A 14,940-nucleotide genomic window follows, 5' to 3' on the forward strand; every position below is an offset into this window, starting at 1 on the left:
TATCGAGGAATGACCACCACAGCAATGATCCGCATGCTCGGCATCGAAACCAGTTGCGACGAGACGGCCGCCTCCGTGGTCGAGCTTGGCGACGACGGCGCGCCCCGCATTCTATCCAACGTGGTTCTGAGCCAGATCGAGGATCATGCCGCATTCGGCGGCGTCGTGCCGGAGATCGCGGCGCGTGCGCATGTCGAGACGCTGGACGGCGTGATCGATGCGGCGCTGGACGAGGCAGGCGTGCCCCTGGGCGCGGTCGACGGCATTGCGGCGACGGCCGGACCCGGATTGATCGGCGGATTGATCGTGGGGTTGATGACGGCCAAGGCGGTGGCGGCAGCGGCCGGCAAGACGCTCCTCCCGGTCAACCATCTCGAAGGCCATGCGCTTACCGCGCGGCTGACAGACGGGCTCGATTTTCCGTATCTCCTGCTGCTGGTCTCCGGCGGCCACACGCAGGTCGTGCTGGTGCGCGGCGTTGGCGACTACGAGCGCTGGGCGTCGACCATAGACGATGCGCTGGGCGAGGCGTTCGACAAGACCGCGAAGCTGCTGGGCCTGCCCTATCCGGGCGGACCGAATGTCGAAAAGCAGGCGGCTAACGGGGATGCCGCGCGCTTTTCCTTTCCGAGGCCTCTGAAAGGCGATGCGCGGCTCGATTTCTCGTTCTCCGGCCTCAAGACGGCCGTGCGGCAGGCGGCGAGCGCCATCGCGCCGCTGTCCGAACGCGACGTCGCCGACATCTGCGCGGCTTTCCAGCTTGCGATCACCGAAACGCTGGAAGAGCGTGTCGGCCGCAGCCTCACGCGATTTCGTGAAGCATTTCCGGATCTTGCGCGGCCGGCGCTCGTGGTCGCCGGTGGCGTTGCCGCCAACAAGGCGATCCGCGCTGCGCTGGATGAACTATGCGAGCGGCACGGCATGAACCTCGTTGCGCCGCCGCTGCATCTGTGCACCGACAACGCCGCCATGATCGCCTGGGCGGGTATCGAGCGGATGCGGGCCGGATTGGTAGAGGATGACGCGATGGGCTTTGCGCCGCGATCCCGCTGGCCGCTCGATACCGGCGCGCCACCGGTCATCGGTTCGGGCAAACGCGGAGCCAAGGCATGAGCGCGCCCAAGAAGATCGCAGTGCTCGGCGGTGGGGCGTGGGGCACTGCGCTGGCCGCCACGATGGTGCGGGCCGGCAACGCGACCGCCTTGTGGGCGCGGGATGCTGAGATTGTCGCTTCGCTCAACCAGTACCGAGAAAATCCGCGCTACCTGCCGGACATCGTGCTGGAAGCGGGCATCAAAGCGACCGAAAGCCTCGATGAGGCAATCGACGGCGCGGATTGCGTGCTCGCGGTCGTGCCCGCGCAGGCCATGCGCGGTCTCCTCGCTTCACTCGCCGACCGCCTGCCGTCCGGCGTGCCGCTCGTGCTCTGCGCGAAAGGCATCGAGCGCGACAGCGGCCTGCTTCTGTCTCAGATCGCCGCCGAATTGCTGCCGCAGACGCCGATTGCTGCCCTATCGGGGCCGAGCTTTGCCACCGACGTCGCGCGCGGCCTGCCGACAGCGGTGACGGTCGCCGCCGCCGACCCGCAGCTTGCCTCGTTGCTGGCGCTGCTGCTGTCGGCGCCCGCCTTCCGCTGCTATTCGAGCGCGGATCTCACCGGCGTCGAAGTGGGCGGGGCGCTTAAGAACGTGCTGGCGATCGCCGCAGGTGCGGTATCAGGCGCAGGCCTTGGCGCCAGCGCGCAGGCAGCGATGGTGACGCGAGGCTTTGTCGAACTGCGCCGTGTCGGCGCGGCTTTCGGAGCCGAGGCGGAGACCCTGATGGGCCTTTCGGGGCTCGGTGACCTCATCCTCACCTGCGGGTCACCCCAGTCGCGCAACTTCTCATATGGTCTGGCGCTTGGGCGTGGTGAAAGCCTGGAGGGCCGGCCGCTCGCCGAAGGCGCGTCGACTGCCGGGATCGCAGCGCGGATCGCGCGCGAGAAGGGCGTGGACGCGCCGATCATTGAGGCTGTCGACCGCATCCTTCGCGGTAAGGCCAGCATCGCGGAGGCCGTGGCAGCGTTGCTGTCGCGGCCGCTCAAGAGCGAACAGGAACAACGTCAAGGCAACGGAGACCACCGATGATCTTCACTTTCATCTGCAAGGACAAACCCGGCCAGCTCGACGTGCGGCTCGCCAACCGGCCGGCGCATGTCGACTATCTGATGGCGCTGGATCGCGAGGGCGCGCTCAAGTTCGCCGGGCCGTTCCTGGGCGAGGACGGCAAGCCGATCGGCAGCCTGGTCGCGGTCGAGGCACAGGATCGCGCCGGCGCCGAGCAGATCGCGGCGGGCGATCCTTATGCCAAGGCCGGGCTGTTCGAGAGCGTCGAGATCCTGCCGTGGAACTGGATGTTCAAGGCTCCGGAGGCGAAGTGATGGCTTACTGGCTGTTCAAGTCCGAGCCCGACGCCTGGTCGTGGGACCAGCAGAAGGCCAAGGGCAAGGCCGGCGAGGAATGGACCGGCGTGCGCAACTACCAGGCGCGCAACAACATGCGCGCCATGCAGATCGGCGATCTCGGTTTCTATTACCACTCCAATGAGGGCCTGGAAGTGGTCGGCATTGTCGAGGTCTGCAAGCTGGCGCATCCAGATTCCAGCACCGACGACCCGCGCTGGGAATGCGTCGACATCCGCGCGGTGCGCGACATGCCGAAGCCGGTGACGCTCAAGGACGTCAAGGCCAATCCCAATCTCGCCGACATGGCGCTCGTGACCTCGATGCGGCTTTCCGTGCAGCCGGTGAAGCCTCACGAATGGGAAGAGGTCTGCCGCATGGGAGGTCTCGTTCCCGCGCCGTGACGCCGCCGATTTTCGCCTGGCCGGGCCGAGGCCTTCATCCGGGCGAACACGGCCCTCATCGCGCCGCCGCATGTGCCCGAAATCCGGTTGCATCTGGCCGACGAGGCCCACGACCTGTGGCAGCGGACGGAGGAAGAGCTGGAGGCGATCGGGCTGCCGCCGCCTTTCTGGGCGTTTGCCTGGGCCGGCGGGCAGGGGCTTGCACGTCATGTGCTCGACAATGCCGGGCTCGTGCAGGGACGCAAGGTGCTCGATTTTGCGAGCGGCTCCGGGCTGGTGGCGATCGCTGCGGCAAAGGCTGGCGCTGCGCATGTGCTTGCCGCCGATATAGATGCGTTTTGTGCCGCAGCCGTGCGGCTCAACGCCGCCGCCAACGGCGTGGCAGTCGATTTCACCGACAACGATCTGGTGGGGACGTCCGGGGCATGGGATGTGATCCTGGCCGGGGATGTCTTTTACGACCGGGCTTTCGCAGATCGGCTGTTGCCGTGGTTTGCGCAGATGCGGATATGTGGCTGCGAAATCCTCGTCGGCGATCCCGGCCGAGCCTATCTGCCGAAAACCGGTCTCGAAGGGCTTGCAACCTACGAGGTCCCGGTCACGCGGGCGCTCGAGGATACAGAGGTCAAGAAAACGACCGTCTGGCGATTCGGCTGATCCGTTTTGTCTCCGCAGGTCAGCGCGACACCACTATCACCGTCCTTGGCGAAAGATGCGGCAGCATCCGGGCCATGACGCGCGGGGTTATGGCCACGCAGCCCTCGGTGGGCCGAAAACCATCGCTCGCGATGTGAAAGAAGATGGCACTGCCCATGCCGCGCCTGCGCGGGGCTATGTTGTAGTTCAGCACGATGCAGCAATCGTAGAGGTTGTCGTTGCGCTGCATGCTTTCGCAGCTTGCCGGGTAAGGCAGCGTGACCGCGCGATTGTAGTTGCGGTCGCCCGGGGCGTCGCACCAGCCGTCACGCGGGCCGATTCGTCGAAGCGCAAGGCCTGAGCGCAGGTTTGCGAGCCTGCCGTGGCGGAACCATCCGTCGATCAGCCGCATCCGGCCGAGAGGCGTGGCGCCGTCGCCCTCGCGCTTGATCGCGCGGATGCCGCCGCGTCCCAGCGCGCAGGGAAACACCGTGCCGCGCCAGACGAGCAGACCTTGCGTCGGCTTTCCCGGACGCGGTCGAACCACGATCGGTGCGTTGCGCGCAAGGCCGCTTTTCGCCGCCTCATTGCGTCCACGATATTTGGGGTATGATGTCACTGTGGAACAAATCGTCGTGATATTCTTTTTCGGCGCTATGCTTCCGCATAAACCGAGGTGCGGTCAACTGCCGCCTCCAGCTACGGATAGAACATGACGTCACGCACCATCCTCATTGTCGACGACGACGCCGATCTGCGCGAAACGCTTGTGGAACAGCTTTCGCTCTACGAGGAATTCGAAGTGCTTGAGGAGGCCACCGCCGGAAAGGGCGTTCAAACGGCGCGCGGTGGCATTATCGACCTGCTCATCATGGATGTCGGCCTGCCTGACATGGACGGCCGCGAAGCGGTGAAGCTGCTGCGCAAGGGCGGGTTCAAGGCGCCGATCATCATGCTGACCGGACACGATACCGATTCGGACACGATCCTGGGCCTTGAGGCCGGGGCCAACGACTACGTCACAAAACCGTTCAGGTTCGCGGTACTGCTTGCGCGCATACGCGCCCAGCTTCGCCAGCACGAGCAGAGCGAGGACGCCACCTTCTCTGTGGGCCCTTACGTCTTCAAGCCGAGCCAGAAACTGCTCACCGACCAGAAGGGCGGCAAGGTGCGGCTTACCGAAAAGGAAGCGTCGATCATCAAATATCTCTACCGGGCCGACCAGAAGGTGGTGACCCGCGACATCCTGCTCGAAGAGGTATGGGGCTACAACTCCGGCGTCACCACGCATACGCTCGAAACACACGTCTATCGCCTTCGCCAGAAGATCGAGCGCGATCCCTCGAATGCGGAAATTCTTGTGACGGAAAGCGGCGGTTACAAGCTCGTCCCTTGACTGTTTTCCCATCGCGGCGGAAGAACCGGGTGGGGGCGCAACCGGGGACCGCGATTTGGCGCTTGACGACGATATCCGCATTTTGTCCGGCGTCAGCCTGTTTTCCGGACTGAGCGCGGAGCAACTGAGACTGCTGGCGTTCGGCGCGGAAGCCGTACGCTTTCAGGCCGGGCGCGAGATTTATCGCGAAACCGCCCCGGCGGATTGCGCCTATATCGTCATCTCCGGCAAGGTCGTTCTCTATCGTGATCACAATGGCGAATCGGTGGCCGTCTCGCGTCTGGGGCCGGGCGCGATTCTCGGTGAACTCGCATTGATCGCAGATAGCAGGCGCCTGACCTATGCCGCGGCGGAGACCGATGTGGAGATGATCAGGCTCAACCGATCTCTGTTCCGGCGCATACTGGAAGAATATCCGGAAGCCGCCGCCGACCTTCATCGGCGCATGCTCGAAGATCTCCAGGAGTTTCTCAAGAAGATCGAGCGTCTCGGCGTCAAGTTCGCCGACTAGTTTAATCCAGATCGAACGAGGCGATGACGGGCACGTGGTCCGACGGCCGCTCCCAGCCGCGGGCATGGCGTAGCACCTTGATGCCGGTCAGCGCCGGCGAAAGGTTGGGTGACGACCAGACATGGTCGAGACGCCGACCGCGATCGGAAGCCGCCCAATCCTGCGCCCGGTAGCTCCACCAGGTGTAGAGCTTTTCTTCCGGGGGATCGCCTGGCGCATGAGGTCGACCCAGTTGCCGGCGCGGCGCATCGCCTCGAAGCTGGTTGTCTCGATCGGGGTATGGCTGACCACGTTGAGAAGCTGCTTGTGCGACCAGACGTCGGTTTCCAGCGGTGCGATATTGAGATCGCCGACGAGTACCGAGGAGAGGTTGTCGGCTTCCAGCGCCGGCACGTCGTGCATCTCGGCTACGAAATCCAGCTTATGACGGAATTTCGGGTTGATCTCGGGGTCGGGCTCATCGCCTCCTGCCGGTACGTAGAAATTGTGCAGCAGGATGCGCCGGCTGCCGGCCTCGACGTGGACGGACAGATGGCGGCAGTCGCCATTGTCGCAGAAGCGGCGCTTCTCGACGATCTCGATCGGCCGCCGGGCAACGGTTGCGACCCCGTGGTAACCCTTCTGGCCGCTGATCGCGACGTGCTCGTAGCCAGCCTTGCGAAAAGCAGAGAGCGGAAAGAGGTCGTCCGGGCATTTGGTTTCCTGAAGGCAAAGCACGTCCGGCTGGTAGTCGGCCAGAAACTGCGCGACCAACGGCATCCGCAGCCGCACGGAGTTGATGTTCCAGGTGGCAATGGAAAAAGGCATGGCGGGAATCGAGTCTCAGGCAATCGGGTGCCGGACCCTGCCAGTCGAGCGCCGACAAGACAAGCCACGGCTGCGTAAGCCACCGGCCTCGGGCGCTATTCCACAGAAAGCGCAGCTTGTGCGTTCGTCAGCGGTTGTGGCTGCGCTGCTGCATCTCCTGCACCTTGCGGTGGTCGATGGCGAACACCGAAGGATCAAAAACCACGCCCTGCTCGACGTTGAAGATCATCACCGTCGTGTCCTTGCCTTGGGCATCAGTAATGGTCCACTGCCGCAACTCGAAGCTGGCAGGGTCGAACATCATCGTAATGGTCGAATCACCGAATACCGACTTGTCGGCAAGCTGGATCGTGGTCAGGTCGTCCTCTTCCTTGACGGCGCGCACCTTGTTGCCGGAGAGGTCGATGCGGTCGTCCAGCAGGAGCTTTAGCGGGGTGCGTGACAGCGGATAGATGTCTGCGGTCCGGAGCTTTGTGTTTTCAAGCACGACGGTCGTGCCGTCGGATGTCACGCGGAAGTTCGACGGCGCTTCGTAGTTGAACCGCACCTTGCCCGGACGCTCGATGTAGAACTTGCCGCCGGTCTGTTCGCCGCGCGGGCCGAACTGCACGAATTCGCCCATCATTGTGCGGACGCTGGCGAAATGGTCGGCTATGCGCTGTGCGGTCGCGGCCTGTGCGTCGGCCGTTGAAACGAACGGCCCGGTGACCTGTGCCAATGCGAGCACGCCAATGCCCAGCGCCGCGGCGCCGAGAAAGCTGCGACGCGTCATGCCAGATACCGGTTGAGCGGCAATGGTCTTCGCCATGGTGTCCATCGTATTCCGTCCTTGCTTCATGCCTTTTCAGCTAGGCGTTCAGTTGGGCCGAAATTGGGCCAGCCCGTTCCGCCCTCAAACGGGGACCGGGCCCACCGGGTTGCATCGATCTAGAACTTGTCTTCTTCCGTCGGCACGAGGATCTCGCGCTTGCCGGCGTGATTGGCTGGGCCGACGATGCCCTCCTGCTCCATTTTCTCGATGATAGAGGCGGCGCGGTTGTAGCCGATGCCGAGCCGGCGCTGGATGTAGCTGGTCGACGCCTTGCCGTCGCGCAGCACCACGGCCACGGCCTGGTCATAAGGATCTTCCGAATCCTCGAAGTTGCCGCCGGACGAACCGCCCTTGCCGCCACCACCGTCGCCATCGTCCTCGTCGTCATCTTCGGTGATCGCGTCGAGATATTCCGGCACACCCTGAAGTTTCAGGTGCCCGACCACCTTCTCCACCTCGTCGTCGGAGACGAAGGGCCCGTGGACGCGCTGGATGCGGCCACCGCCAGCCATGTAGAGCATGTCGCCCATGCCCAGGAGCTGTTCGGCGCCCTGCTCGCCCAGAATCGTGCGGCTGTCGATCTTGGAGGTCACCTGGAAGGAGATACGGGTCGGGAAGTTGGCCTTGATGGTGCCGGTGATGACGTCGACCGACGGGCGCTGGGTCGCCATGATGACGTGGATGCCGGCAGCACGCGCCATCTGGGCAAGGCGCTGCACAGCGCCCTCGATGTCCTTGCCGGCGACCATCATCAGGTCGGCCATCTCGTCGATGATAACGACGATATACGGCATCGGATCGAGATCGAGGTGCTCCGTCTCGTAAATGGCCTCGCCGGTCTCCCGGTCGAAGCCGGTCTGCACCGTGCGGGTGATCTGCTCGCCCTTCTTCTGCGCCTGCGCGACCCGCTGGTTGAAGCCGTCGATGTTACGCACGCCGACCTTCGACATCTTGCGATAGCGGTCTTCCATCTCGCGCACGGTCCATTTCAGCGCGACGACGGCCTTCTTCGGATCGGTGACGACCGGGGTCAGCAGATGCGGGATGCCGTCATAGACGGACAGTTCCAGCATCTTCGGGTCAATCATGATGAGGCGGCACTGCTCCGGCGTCATGCGGTAGAGCAGCGAAAGGATCATGGTGTTGATCGCGACCGACTTGCCCGAGCCGGTGGTGCCTGCGACCAGCACGTGCGGCATCTTGGCGATGTCGGTGATGACGGCCTCGCCGTTGATGGTCTTGCCGAGCGCCAGCGCCAGTTTGCACTTGGTCTGCTCGAAATCGCGGCTGGCCAGGATCTCGCGCAGGTAAACCGTCTCGCGCTTGACGTTGGGCAGCTCGATGCCGATCGCGTTGCGGCCCGGAACCACGGCGACACGGCAGGCAATAGCACTCATCGAGCGGGCTATGTCGTCGGCAAGGCCGATAACGCGGGAGGACTTGATGCCCGGTGCGGGCTCCAGCTCGTAGAGCGTGACCACCGGACCGGGCCGGACATGGATGATCTCGCCCTTGACGCCGAAATCCTCCAGCACGCCTTCGAGCAGTCGTGCATTCTGTTCAAGCGCGTCCTGTGACAGCGATGGGTCCCGGGCGACGTTCTTGGCCTCCGACAGGAAATGCAGCGACGGCATTTCGAAAGCGTCGGTGCCGATCAGCGAGCGCTGCGCCTCGCGCTGCACGCGGGCTCCCTGCTGCGGCCGCGCTGCCGGCGCTTCGACGCGGGTTGCCGCATCGGAGCGGAACTGGCGCACCTGGGCCTGAGCGTCGCTCGCCGGTGGGGTCGGGCGGATGACCACGTCGTCGTCGAAGTCGTCATCATATGCCTGATAGTCGTCGGAATTTCCGACGTCGAAGGGCGGTTCGACCTCGTCGAGGCGGGGCGCATTGTCGAAGCCGGGTTCGATGCGGTCGGCCCGCCGCGCGACCACAGGCATTTCCGGCATATCGTCTTCATTGTCATAGCGATCGAGAACGCGCGGGCGCGGAATGCCGGCCGTGTGACGCCTGACGAACGCCCGCGTCGACAGCCACCAATGCGTGACCGCGCCAAAGGCCGCGAGCAAGCCGCCGCGCTCGTCTTCGTCTTCCTCGAGATCGTCTTCTTCTTCCACTTCCTGCGCGCGGCGTTTGCGGGCGGGACGGCCCGAGGCTGCCGGAGCGTCTTCGTCAACGGGTCGGCGGATGATCGCCGCGCCGAAAGCAAGCAGCCACAGGGTCGGCACCGCATAGAGTGCGATGGTCAGGATCGCAGCCGCACCTGTCGGATAGCCGCCGGCGAACCAGGACGGGATCGCGAGCGCGACATCGCCGACTACGCCGCCGAGGCCGGAAGGCAGGGGCCAGGTGGGCGGCGCGCCGATGCATCCGACGATGCCGGCGGCCAGGGCCGCTCCGCCTGCCCATGCCGCTGCACGGCGCGGCATGCGGTCGACACGGCGGGCCATCAGAAGCCACGTGGCCCAGGCAAGGCCCGGCACCAGCGCGACCACGGACGAAAGGCCGAAAAACTGCATCAGCAGGTCGGAGACAACAGCGCCGGGATACCCCATCGCATTCGTGACGGGATTGTCGGTGGCATGGCTGAAGCTTGGATCGGCGACACTCCATGTGCCCAGGCTGGCGAGGCAGAAGGCAATCGCCGCCAGTCCGCCGAGCCCCGCAGCCCGCGTCAACTGGCGATGAAAGAAACCTCGCAGGCCGTAACCCGCATCGCCGATGGTCATCTGCGCTGACGCACCCGAACGCATGAGAACTCCCCGTCAAGCATGGTTTGCGCAGGCCAGGACGGCCGCGCGGAATCGAGTGCAGGTTAGGCGGTGGAGGTTAAGGCGGCATTAACCATGCGCCACCGCGCGGTGCGGTGTTGAGACCGGTCTGTTCCAGTGCGCTGACGATGTTGACCGCTCGCCGATTCCCGTCTAGCGGGTAAGATCATGAGTAGCGACATGGTTTCGATCGTAGTGGGAAGGCGCGTGGGCAAGGTGGCTTAGGCTGCCTGGCGAAAGCACCCATGCGCGGTAAGCCGGCCCCGGATGGGGCCTTTTTTATGCCTCTGAACTTGTCCGCTCCCGAAGCCGATCGTCATGTCGAAAACAACAAACGCACCACACCTCGTCACGCTGATCTTGTTGTCGGCGCTTGGAATCATCCCCATCAACATCTTCCTCCCGTCCTTGCCTGCGATGGCTGCCGAGTTCGGGGCGGGCTATGGCGTTGTCGGTCTGGCGCTGGCCGCATACGCCGCCGTTTCGGCGTGCCTGCAGGTGGTGATGGGACCGTTGTCGGACAGGTTCGGTCGAAGGCCGGTGATCCTGTGGGGGCTTGCCGTCTTCATTGTGGCCACGATCGGTTGCATCATGGTTTCCGACGTCCGGACGTTCCTCGCTCTTCGTATGGTGCAGGCCGTGATTGCGCCGACCTATGCGGTGGCGCTGGCGGCCATCCGCGACACGACCAGCAGGGAAGATGCGGCAAGCAGGATCGGTTATGTGGCGATGGCCTGGGCGCTGGCGCCCATGCTCGGCCCCAGCCTCGGTGGTTTTCTCGACCAGATGTTCGGATGGCGGGCGAGTTTCTGGTTCCTCGCAATCTTCGGCATCGGCGTGTTCGTCCTGTGCTGGTTCGATCTGCGTGAAACCAACTCCAACCCGTCCAGCACACTTGCCGAACAGTTTCGCGCCTATCCCGAATTGCTCGGGTCAAACCGCTTCTGGGCCTATTCGCTGTGCATGGCCTTCTCGATAGGCGCCTTCTACGCCTTTCTGGCCGGGGCGCCGCTTGCCGCTGCCTCTTTCGATCTGTCGCCGACGACACTCGGTCTCTACATGGGCTCGATCACGGTCGGGTTCATGTTGGGAAGTTTTATTGCAGGGCGCTTTGCGCATCGCTTTCAACTGACGACCATGCTCGTTTGGGGACGAATGGTGGCCTGCGCCGGTCTTCTTCTGGGCTTGGTCCTCTGGGCGGCTGGAGTGGCTCATGTCTGGGCACTGTTCGGTCCCTGCATGTTCGCCGGCCTCTCGAACGGCCTGTCGATGCCGGCGGCGAATGCAGGCGCGATGTCGGTTCGGCCTCATCTGACTGGCAGTGCGGCCGGTCTTGCGAGCGCCATTGCTGTGGCCGGGGGCGCCGCCATGGCGTCGATCACGGGAGCCGTTCTGACGCCGGACAATGCCCGTTACGGGATGCTGGTCGTCATGCTGGGTTCCGCGGCAATTGCCTTTGCCGCGGCCTTGTACGCAGGCCGGCTGGAGTGCGCTTCGGCGGCAGCCAGCCTTCAATAGGCTGGTTCGGTCACATAGCCGCGGCGGCGGCGATGTCCCTTGCGAATTCACCGATCATGCCTTCGTAGGCCGTGTTGGTCAGCGAGACGACTGTTCTCTTTCGTGTGAAATCGATGCCCCACCAGTTTCCGTAGACACCGCCCCACGAAACCGATCCCGGGCTCCAGGCGCTGCCCGCCGTGCCGGGATCGACCAGCACGGCACCGAGCCAGGAGGCGCCCCAGCCCGGTCCGGCCATCTGCGCCTCCGCGCCGGTGCGAGGGAGCCGGGCGGCCTGGCGGAGATCGTCGTGCAGGAAATTGCCGGTTCGGTAAGCTTCCAGGAGGGTCAGTACGTCGCTGGCGCGGCCGGCCATGCCGGCGCCGCCGGAGGGCCACGCAGTGTGCAAGTGGATGCGCCCGGGATCGAAGCGGACGCCGGGGCCCTCGACGAACGGCAACGGGACTTCCACCGGCCCGGTCATTCTCGCGGGCTGCGGGTCGGCGTCGTAATACGGAATGGCGAGATCGTCGCCGGGCCACGCAAAGGCTGCATTGAGCCCCAATGGACGGCAGACCAGTTCACCGATCGCCTTGTCGAGCGGCTCGCCAACGACTGCCTCGATCACCGCGCCAAGAACATCCGTTGCCACTGAGTAGCGCCAGCCTTCACCGGGCGCCTGATCGAGCGGCACGCTCGCAATCCGTTCGAGGTTTTCTGCCAGCGAGCCCCTGCCATCGTCGAGACCGTCGGAAATGCCCGCGCCGGCGTAGGTGCCGTCTGCCTGCTGGTTGAAGCCGTAGTCGAGCCCCGCCAGATGCGCCATCAGGTGGCTGATCCGCATATCGGCCACGGCGCCATTTGCTAGGCGGGGGCGGAAGACGGGCAGATGATCGGTCACCCTGTCCTCGGGCGAAAGGCGGCCGGCCTCCATCAACTTCAACGCCGCCATCGTCGTGAAGGGTTTCGTCACCGATGCAAAGCGGAAAGCGGTGTCGAGTTTCATCGGCAGGCCCGCTTCGCGATCGGCGTAGCCGGCGGCGCGCTCGTAAACCAGCTCACCGCTATCGGCCACGAGAACCACGCAGCCCACGATCCTTTGCTCTGCAAGGGCTTTCTCTATCGCAACGTCGATACTGTCGCCGAACCGCTGCTCCGGGTCCGGCATTTTCGGATTGGTCATCCCGGTCATTCGTCACTCCATCTTCTGAAAGGGAATGAGCGATAGATGGCGCGGCTTGATCGTGAAGTTGAGCCGATGCATTCTTCAAGCGTCATGAAGAGATGCTAAATGATTGTTCCGGAAGTCTTCCCTCTTCTGCCTGCTTTCCGAATGGTGGCTTCGGCCGGCGGCTTCACCGCGGCTTCCGGCCGGTTGGGCATGACGCCTTCGGCGGTATCCCAGAAAATCCGCCAGCTTGAAGGCATGGTTGGCGTCAGGCTCTTCGAACGCACCAGCCGCAGTGTGCGTTTGACGGAGGCAGGCGAACTTCTGTTGCGGGATACCGAAAGGGCTTTCGGTGACATTACCGACGCGCTCGACCGGGTCCGCACCGTTGGCAAGAGGCCAGCCGGCAATTTGCGCATCAACCTGTCGCGGCTGGCCGCGCAGGTCTGCATTCTGCCAAGGCTCGCAGCTTTCATCAGGGCCTACCCGGAAATCACCCTGGAGCTGACGACCGACGACCGACTGGCCGACATCGTGGCCGGCGGCTACGACGCGGGTATCCGGTTTCCGAATGCGCTGGAAATGGACATGATCGCCCGCCCCATCGGGCCAACGCTTCGACGGGTCATGCTTGCTTCGCCGGGCTATCTGGAGATCGCGGGCATTCCCGATGTGCCGGGCGACCTCGAAGGCCACCAGATCATCCGCTATCGGCTGCCGGGCAGCCAGCGGCTGGAGCCACTGACCTTCAACGTCGACGGCCAGGTGCTGCGGATCGATCCGAATCCGCGGCTGGTGCTGGACGACAACGACCATATGGGCCTGGCGGTGCGCGAAGGACTTGGCATCGCTCAACGCTTCAGGGCAACGGAACTTTCGGCTATCGAAGCGGGCGAACTGGTCGAAGTCCTGTCACGGTTCGAGCCTGCACCGGACCGTTTTCAGCTTTACTATCCGTCGCGCGGGCAGCCGCCCAAACTGCAGGCATTCATCGACTGGTTCTGCGGCTGACGGTCTCGGCGATCGACAAAAATGAGGCCCGGCGGGAACCGGGCCTCAAAGGTGCGGCGGCCTTTATGACCGCCGCTACGGGATGGGTTTCGGCGCGTCAGCGGCCCGCCGAGAACTCCGGATAGGCCTCCACGCCGATCTCCGCGAGATCGAGGCCGGCCATTTCGTCTTCGGGGCTCGCACGCAGGCCGATGGTGGCCTTGATGATGAACCAGACAACGAAGGAGGCGACCAGGGTGAACAGGCCCATGGCGACAATGCCGACGATCTGCGTGCCGAAGCTTGCGTCCGCGTTGGTGAACGGAACGACGAGCGTGCCCCAGATGCCTGCGAAGAGGTGGACGGGTATCGCGCCCACGACGTCGTCGATCTTGAACTTGTCGAGCATCGGCACGGCAAGCACAACGATGACGCCGCCAACGGCACCGATGAGGATCGCGGCGAACGGCCCGGGGGCGAGCGGCTCGGCGGTGATCGACACCAGACCGGCCAAAGCGCCGTTGAGCACCATGGTGATATCGACCTTCTTGTAGAGGATCTGGGTCAGAACCAGCGCGGCGACCACGCCCGCTGCCGCGGCAAGGTTGGTGTTGGCGAAGATACGGCTGATGTCTGCCGCGTCACCGATCGTGCCCATGGCAAGCTGGGAGGCGCCGTTGAAGCCGAACCAGCCGAGCCACAGGATGAAGGTGCCGAGAGTCGCGAGCGTCATGTTGGAGCCCGGAATGGGCTGCACGGAGCCGTCGGAGGCGTATTTGCCATTACGCGCGCCGAGCAGGATCGCACCGGCAAGGGCTGCCCAGCCGCCGACCGAGTGAACGATCGTGGAGCCGGCGAAGTCGGAGAAGCCCATCTGGCTCAGCCAGCCGCCGCCCCAGGTCCAGGCGCCGGTGATCGGGTAGAGGATGCCGGTGAGGATGACGACGAAAGCGAGGAAGGGCCACAGCTTGATGCGCTCGGCGAGCGTGCCGGAGACGATCGATGCGGCGGTCGCCACGAACACCATCTGGAAGAACCAGTCCGAGGCGGTCGAATAGCCGGTTTCAAGCAACGCCGCCGTGTCGGCGCCTTCAAGCCCGACCGGATCGAAGCTGTATGGAGCAAACGTGCCGAAATAGCTGCCGACGTCGACATACATGAGGCTGTAGCCAATGACCCAGTACATCAGGCCTGCAATCGCGTAGAGGGCGATGTTCTTGGTGAGCTGGATCGAGACGTTCTTGGTGCGCACCATGCCTGCTTCAAGCATCGCGAAGCCAGCAGCCATCCACATCACCAGGAAGCCACCCATCAGGAAGAGCAGCGTGTTGAAGATGAATGCAGTGTCGGCCGCGGCGGCAAATTGCGGCGCAGCCTCTGCGGCCTCTTCGGCCGCACCCTCGGCGGCGTCCTGCGCCCAGGCGGGCATCGCGGTGAACGCGGTCAGCGCCAGCATGCCGGCGCTCGCGCGGGCAGCTGAAACGAAGGTTGGAATTTTCATAGCAATCTCCA

At 64.3% G+C, this 14,940-nt stretch carries 14 protein-coding genes and 1 pseudogene; 9 read left to right on the plus strand and 6 right to left on the minus strand.

What is annotated here, in order from left to right; all coding sequences use genetic code 11:
- Positions 1-24: 24 nt before the first annotated feature.
- From tsaD to HK436_RS09360, 5 genes are read left to right on the plus strand one after another with little or no spacing between them, the layout of a single operon-like run.
- Positions 25-1,113: a tRNA (adenosine(37)-N6)-threonylcarbamoyltransferase complex transferase subunit TsaD gene (tsaD, locus tag HK436_RS09340; RefSeq protein WP_173190062.1), complete on the plus strand. Its 1,089-nt coding sequence runs from the start codon at positions 25-27 to the stop codon at positions 1,111-1,113.
- Complete coding sequence (locus tag HK436_RS09345) at positions 1,110-2,126, plus strand: NAD(P)H-dependent glycerol-3-phosphate dehydrogenase (RefSeq protein WP_173189092.1); 1,017 nt, start codon at positions 1,110-1,112, stop codon at positions 2,124-2,126. Before tsaD ends, HK436_RS09345 begins: the two co-directional genes overlap by 4 nt.
- Positions 2,123-2,419: a YciI-like protein gene (locus HK436_RS09350; RefSeq protein WP_173189094.1), complete on the plus strand. Its 297-nt coding sequence runs from the start codon at positions 2,123-2,125 to the stop codon at positions 2,417-2,419. Before HK436_RS09345 ends, HK436_RS09350 begins: the two co-directional genes overlap by 4 nt.
- Positions 2,419-2,844 carry an EVE domain-containing protein gene (locus tag HK436_RS09355; protein ID WP_173189096.1) on the plus strand — a complete coding sequence of 142 codons (426 nt, stop codon included), beginning with the start codon at positions 2,419-2,421 and terminating at the stop codon, positions 2,842-2,844. The genes HK436_RS09350 and HK436_RS09355 overlap by 1 nt, the downstream gene beginning before the upstream one ends.
- A 36-nt stretch (positions 2,845-2,880) precedes the next feature.
- Entirely contained in the window at positions 2,881-3,501 is a 621-nt protein-coding gene (locus HK436_RS09360; protein ID WP_173190064.1) for a class I SAM-dependent methyltransferase, read from the plus strand.
- 19 nt (positions 3,502-3,520) lie between these two features.
- On the opposite strand, the gene HK436_RS09365 is transcribed toward HK436_RS09360, so the two are convergent.
- Entirely contained in the window at positions 3,521-4,099 is a 579-nt protein-coding gene (locus HK436_RS09365) for a L,D-transpeptidase family protein (RefSeq protein WP_173189097.1), read from the minus strand.
- 93 nt (positions 4,100-4,192) lie between these two features.
- Between HK436_RS09365 and HK436_RS09370 the strand changes: the two genes are divergently transcribed.
- Both HK436_RS09370 and HK436_RS09375 read left to right on the plus strand, forming a co-directional pair.
- A complete protein-coding gene (locus HK436_RS09370) occupies positions 4,193-4,876 on the plus strand; it encodes a response regulator transcription factor (RefSeq protein WP_173189099.1) in 684 nt (227 codons plus the stop codon).
- Positions 4,877-4,931: 55 nt separating this feature from the next.
- Positions 4,932-5,387, plus strand: coding sequence for a cyclic nucleotide-binding domain-containing protein (locus HK436_RS09375; protein ID WP_173189101.1), 456 nt, complete (start codon positions 4,932-4,934; stop codon positions 5,385-5,387).
- A 1-nt stretch (position 5,388) separates the two neighbouring features.
- On the opposite strand, the pseudogene HK436_RS09380 reads toward HK436_RS09375, so the two are convergent.
- The 3 genes and pseudogenes from HK436_RS09380 to HK436_RS09390 form a co-directional block, all read right to left on the minus strand.
- A pseudogene (locus tag HK436_RS09380) lies at positions 5,389-6,194 on the minus strand (exodeoxyribonuclease III).
- A gap of 127 nt (positions 6,195-6,321) precedes the next feature.
- A complete protein-coding gene (locus tag HK436_RS09385) occupies positions 6,322-7,011 on the minus strand; it encodes an outer membrane lipoprotein carrier protein LolA (protein WP_173189103.1) in 690 nt (229 codons plus the stop codon).
- A 110-nt stretch (positions 7,012-7,121) separates the two neighbouring features.
- A complete protein-coding gene (locus HK436_RS09390; protein WP_173189105.1) occupies positions 7,122-9,755 on the minus strand; it encodes a DNA translocase FtsK in 2,634 nt (877 codons plus the stop codon).
- Positions 9,756-10,091: 336 nt separating this feature from the next.
- Between HK436_RS09390 and HK436_RS09395 the strand changes: the two genes are divergently transcribed.
- Positions 10,092-11,291 carry a multidrug effflux MFS transporter gene (locus tag HK436_RS09395; protein ID WP_173189107.1) on the plus strand — a complete coding sequence of 400 codons (1,200 nt, stop codon included), beginning with the start codon at positions 10,092-10,094 and terminating at the stop codon, positions 11,289-11,291.
- 10 nt (positions 11,292-11,301) lie between these two features.
- Here the strand turns inward: HK436_RS09395 and HK436_RS09400 are convergent, their stop codons facing one another.
- Complete coding sequence (locus HK436_RS09400; protein ID WP_244648628.1) at positions 11,302-12,462, minus strand: serine hydrolase domain-containing protein; 1,161 nt, start codon at positions 12,460-12,462, stop codon at positions 11,302-11,304.
- A 99-nt stretch (positions 12,463-12,561) separates the two neighbouring features.
- Here HK436_RS09400 and HK436_RS09405 point away from each other — a divergent pair, with 99 nt between their 5' ends.
- The gene (locus HK436_RS09405; protein ID WP_173189109.1) at positions 12,562-13,449 is read left to right on the plus strand and encodes a LysR family transcriptional regulator; all 888 of its coding nucleotides are present in this window, start codon (positions 12,562-12,564) and stop codon (positions 13,447-13,449) included.
- A gap of 97 nt (positions 13,450-13,546) precedes the next feature.
- Here HK436_RS09405 and amtB read toward each other — a convergent pair whose 3' ends face one another.
- Complete coding sequence (amtB, locus tag HK436_RS09410) at positions 13,547-14,929, minus strand: ammonium transporter AmtB (protein WP_206680494.1); 1,383 nt, start codon at positions 14,927-14,929, stop codon at positions 13,547-13,549.
- Positions 14,930-14,940 lie beyond the last annotated feature (11 nt).

This window comes from Neoaquamicrobium sediminum (assembly GCF_013240295.1).
GTDB lineage: Bacteria > Pseudomonadota > Alphaproteobacteria > Rhizobiales > Rhizobiaceae > Aerobium > Aerobium sediminum.

What these genes read in the sequence shown, in the direction of transcription:
- HK436_RS09385 (WP_173189103.1), bottom strand. Translation starts at nt 7,011, where the DNA reads ATGGACACCATGGCGAAGACCATTGCCGCTCAACCGGTATCTGGCATG.
- HK436_RS09405 (WP_173189109.1), top strand. Translation starts at nt 12,562, where the DNA reads ATGATTGTTCCGGAAGTCTTCCCTCTTCTGCCTGCTTTCCGAATGGTG.
- HK436_RS09400 (WP_244648628.1), bottom strand. Translation starts at nt 12,462, where the DNA reads ATGACCGGGATGACCAATCCGAAAATGCCGGACCCGGAGCAGCGGTTC.
- HK436_RS09350 (WP_173189094.1), top strand. Translation starts at nt 2,123, where the DNA reads ATGATCTTCACTTTCATCTGCAAGGACAAACCCGGCCAGCTCGACGTG.
- amtB (WP_206680494.1), bottom strand. Translation starts at nt 14,929, where the DNA reads ATGAAAATTCCAACCTTCGTTTCAGCTGCCCGCGCGAGCGCCGGCATG.
- tsaD (WP_173190062.1), top strand. Translation starts at nt 25, where the DNA reads ATGATCCGCATGCTCGGCATCGAAACCAGTTGCGACGAGACGGCCGCC.
- HK436_RS09390 (WP_173189105.1), bottom strand. Translation starts at nt 9,755, where the DNA reads ATGCGTTCGGGTGCGTCAGCGCAGATGACCATCGGCGATGCGGGTTAC.
- HK436_RS09370 (WP_173189099.1), top strand. Translation starts at nt 4,193, where the DNA reads ATGACGTCACGCACCATCCTCATTGTCGACGACGACGCCGATCTGCGC.
- HK436_RS09395 (WP_173189107.1), top strand. Translation starts at nt 10,092, where the DNA reads ATGTCGAAAACAACAAACGCACCACACCTCGTCACGCTGATCTTGTTG.
- HK436_RS09355 (WP_173189096.1), top strand. Translation starts at nt 2,419, where the DNA reads ATGGCTTACTGGCTGTTCAAGTCCGAGCCCGACGCCTGGTCGTGGGAC.
- HK436_RS09345 (WP_173189092.1), top strand. Translation starts at nt 1,110, where the DNA reads ATGAGCGCGCCCAAGAAGATCGCAGTGCTCGGCGGTGGGGCGTGGGGC.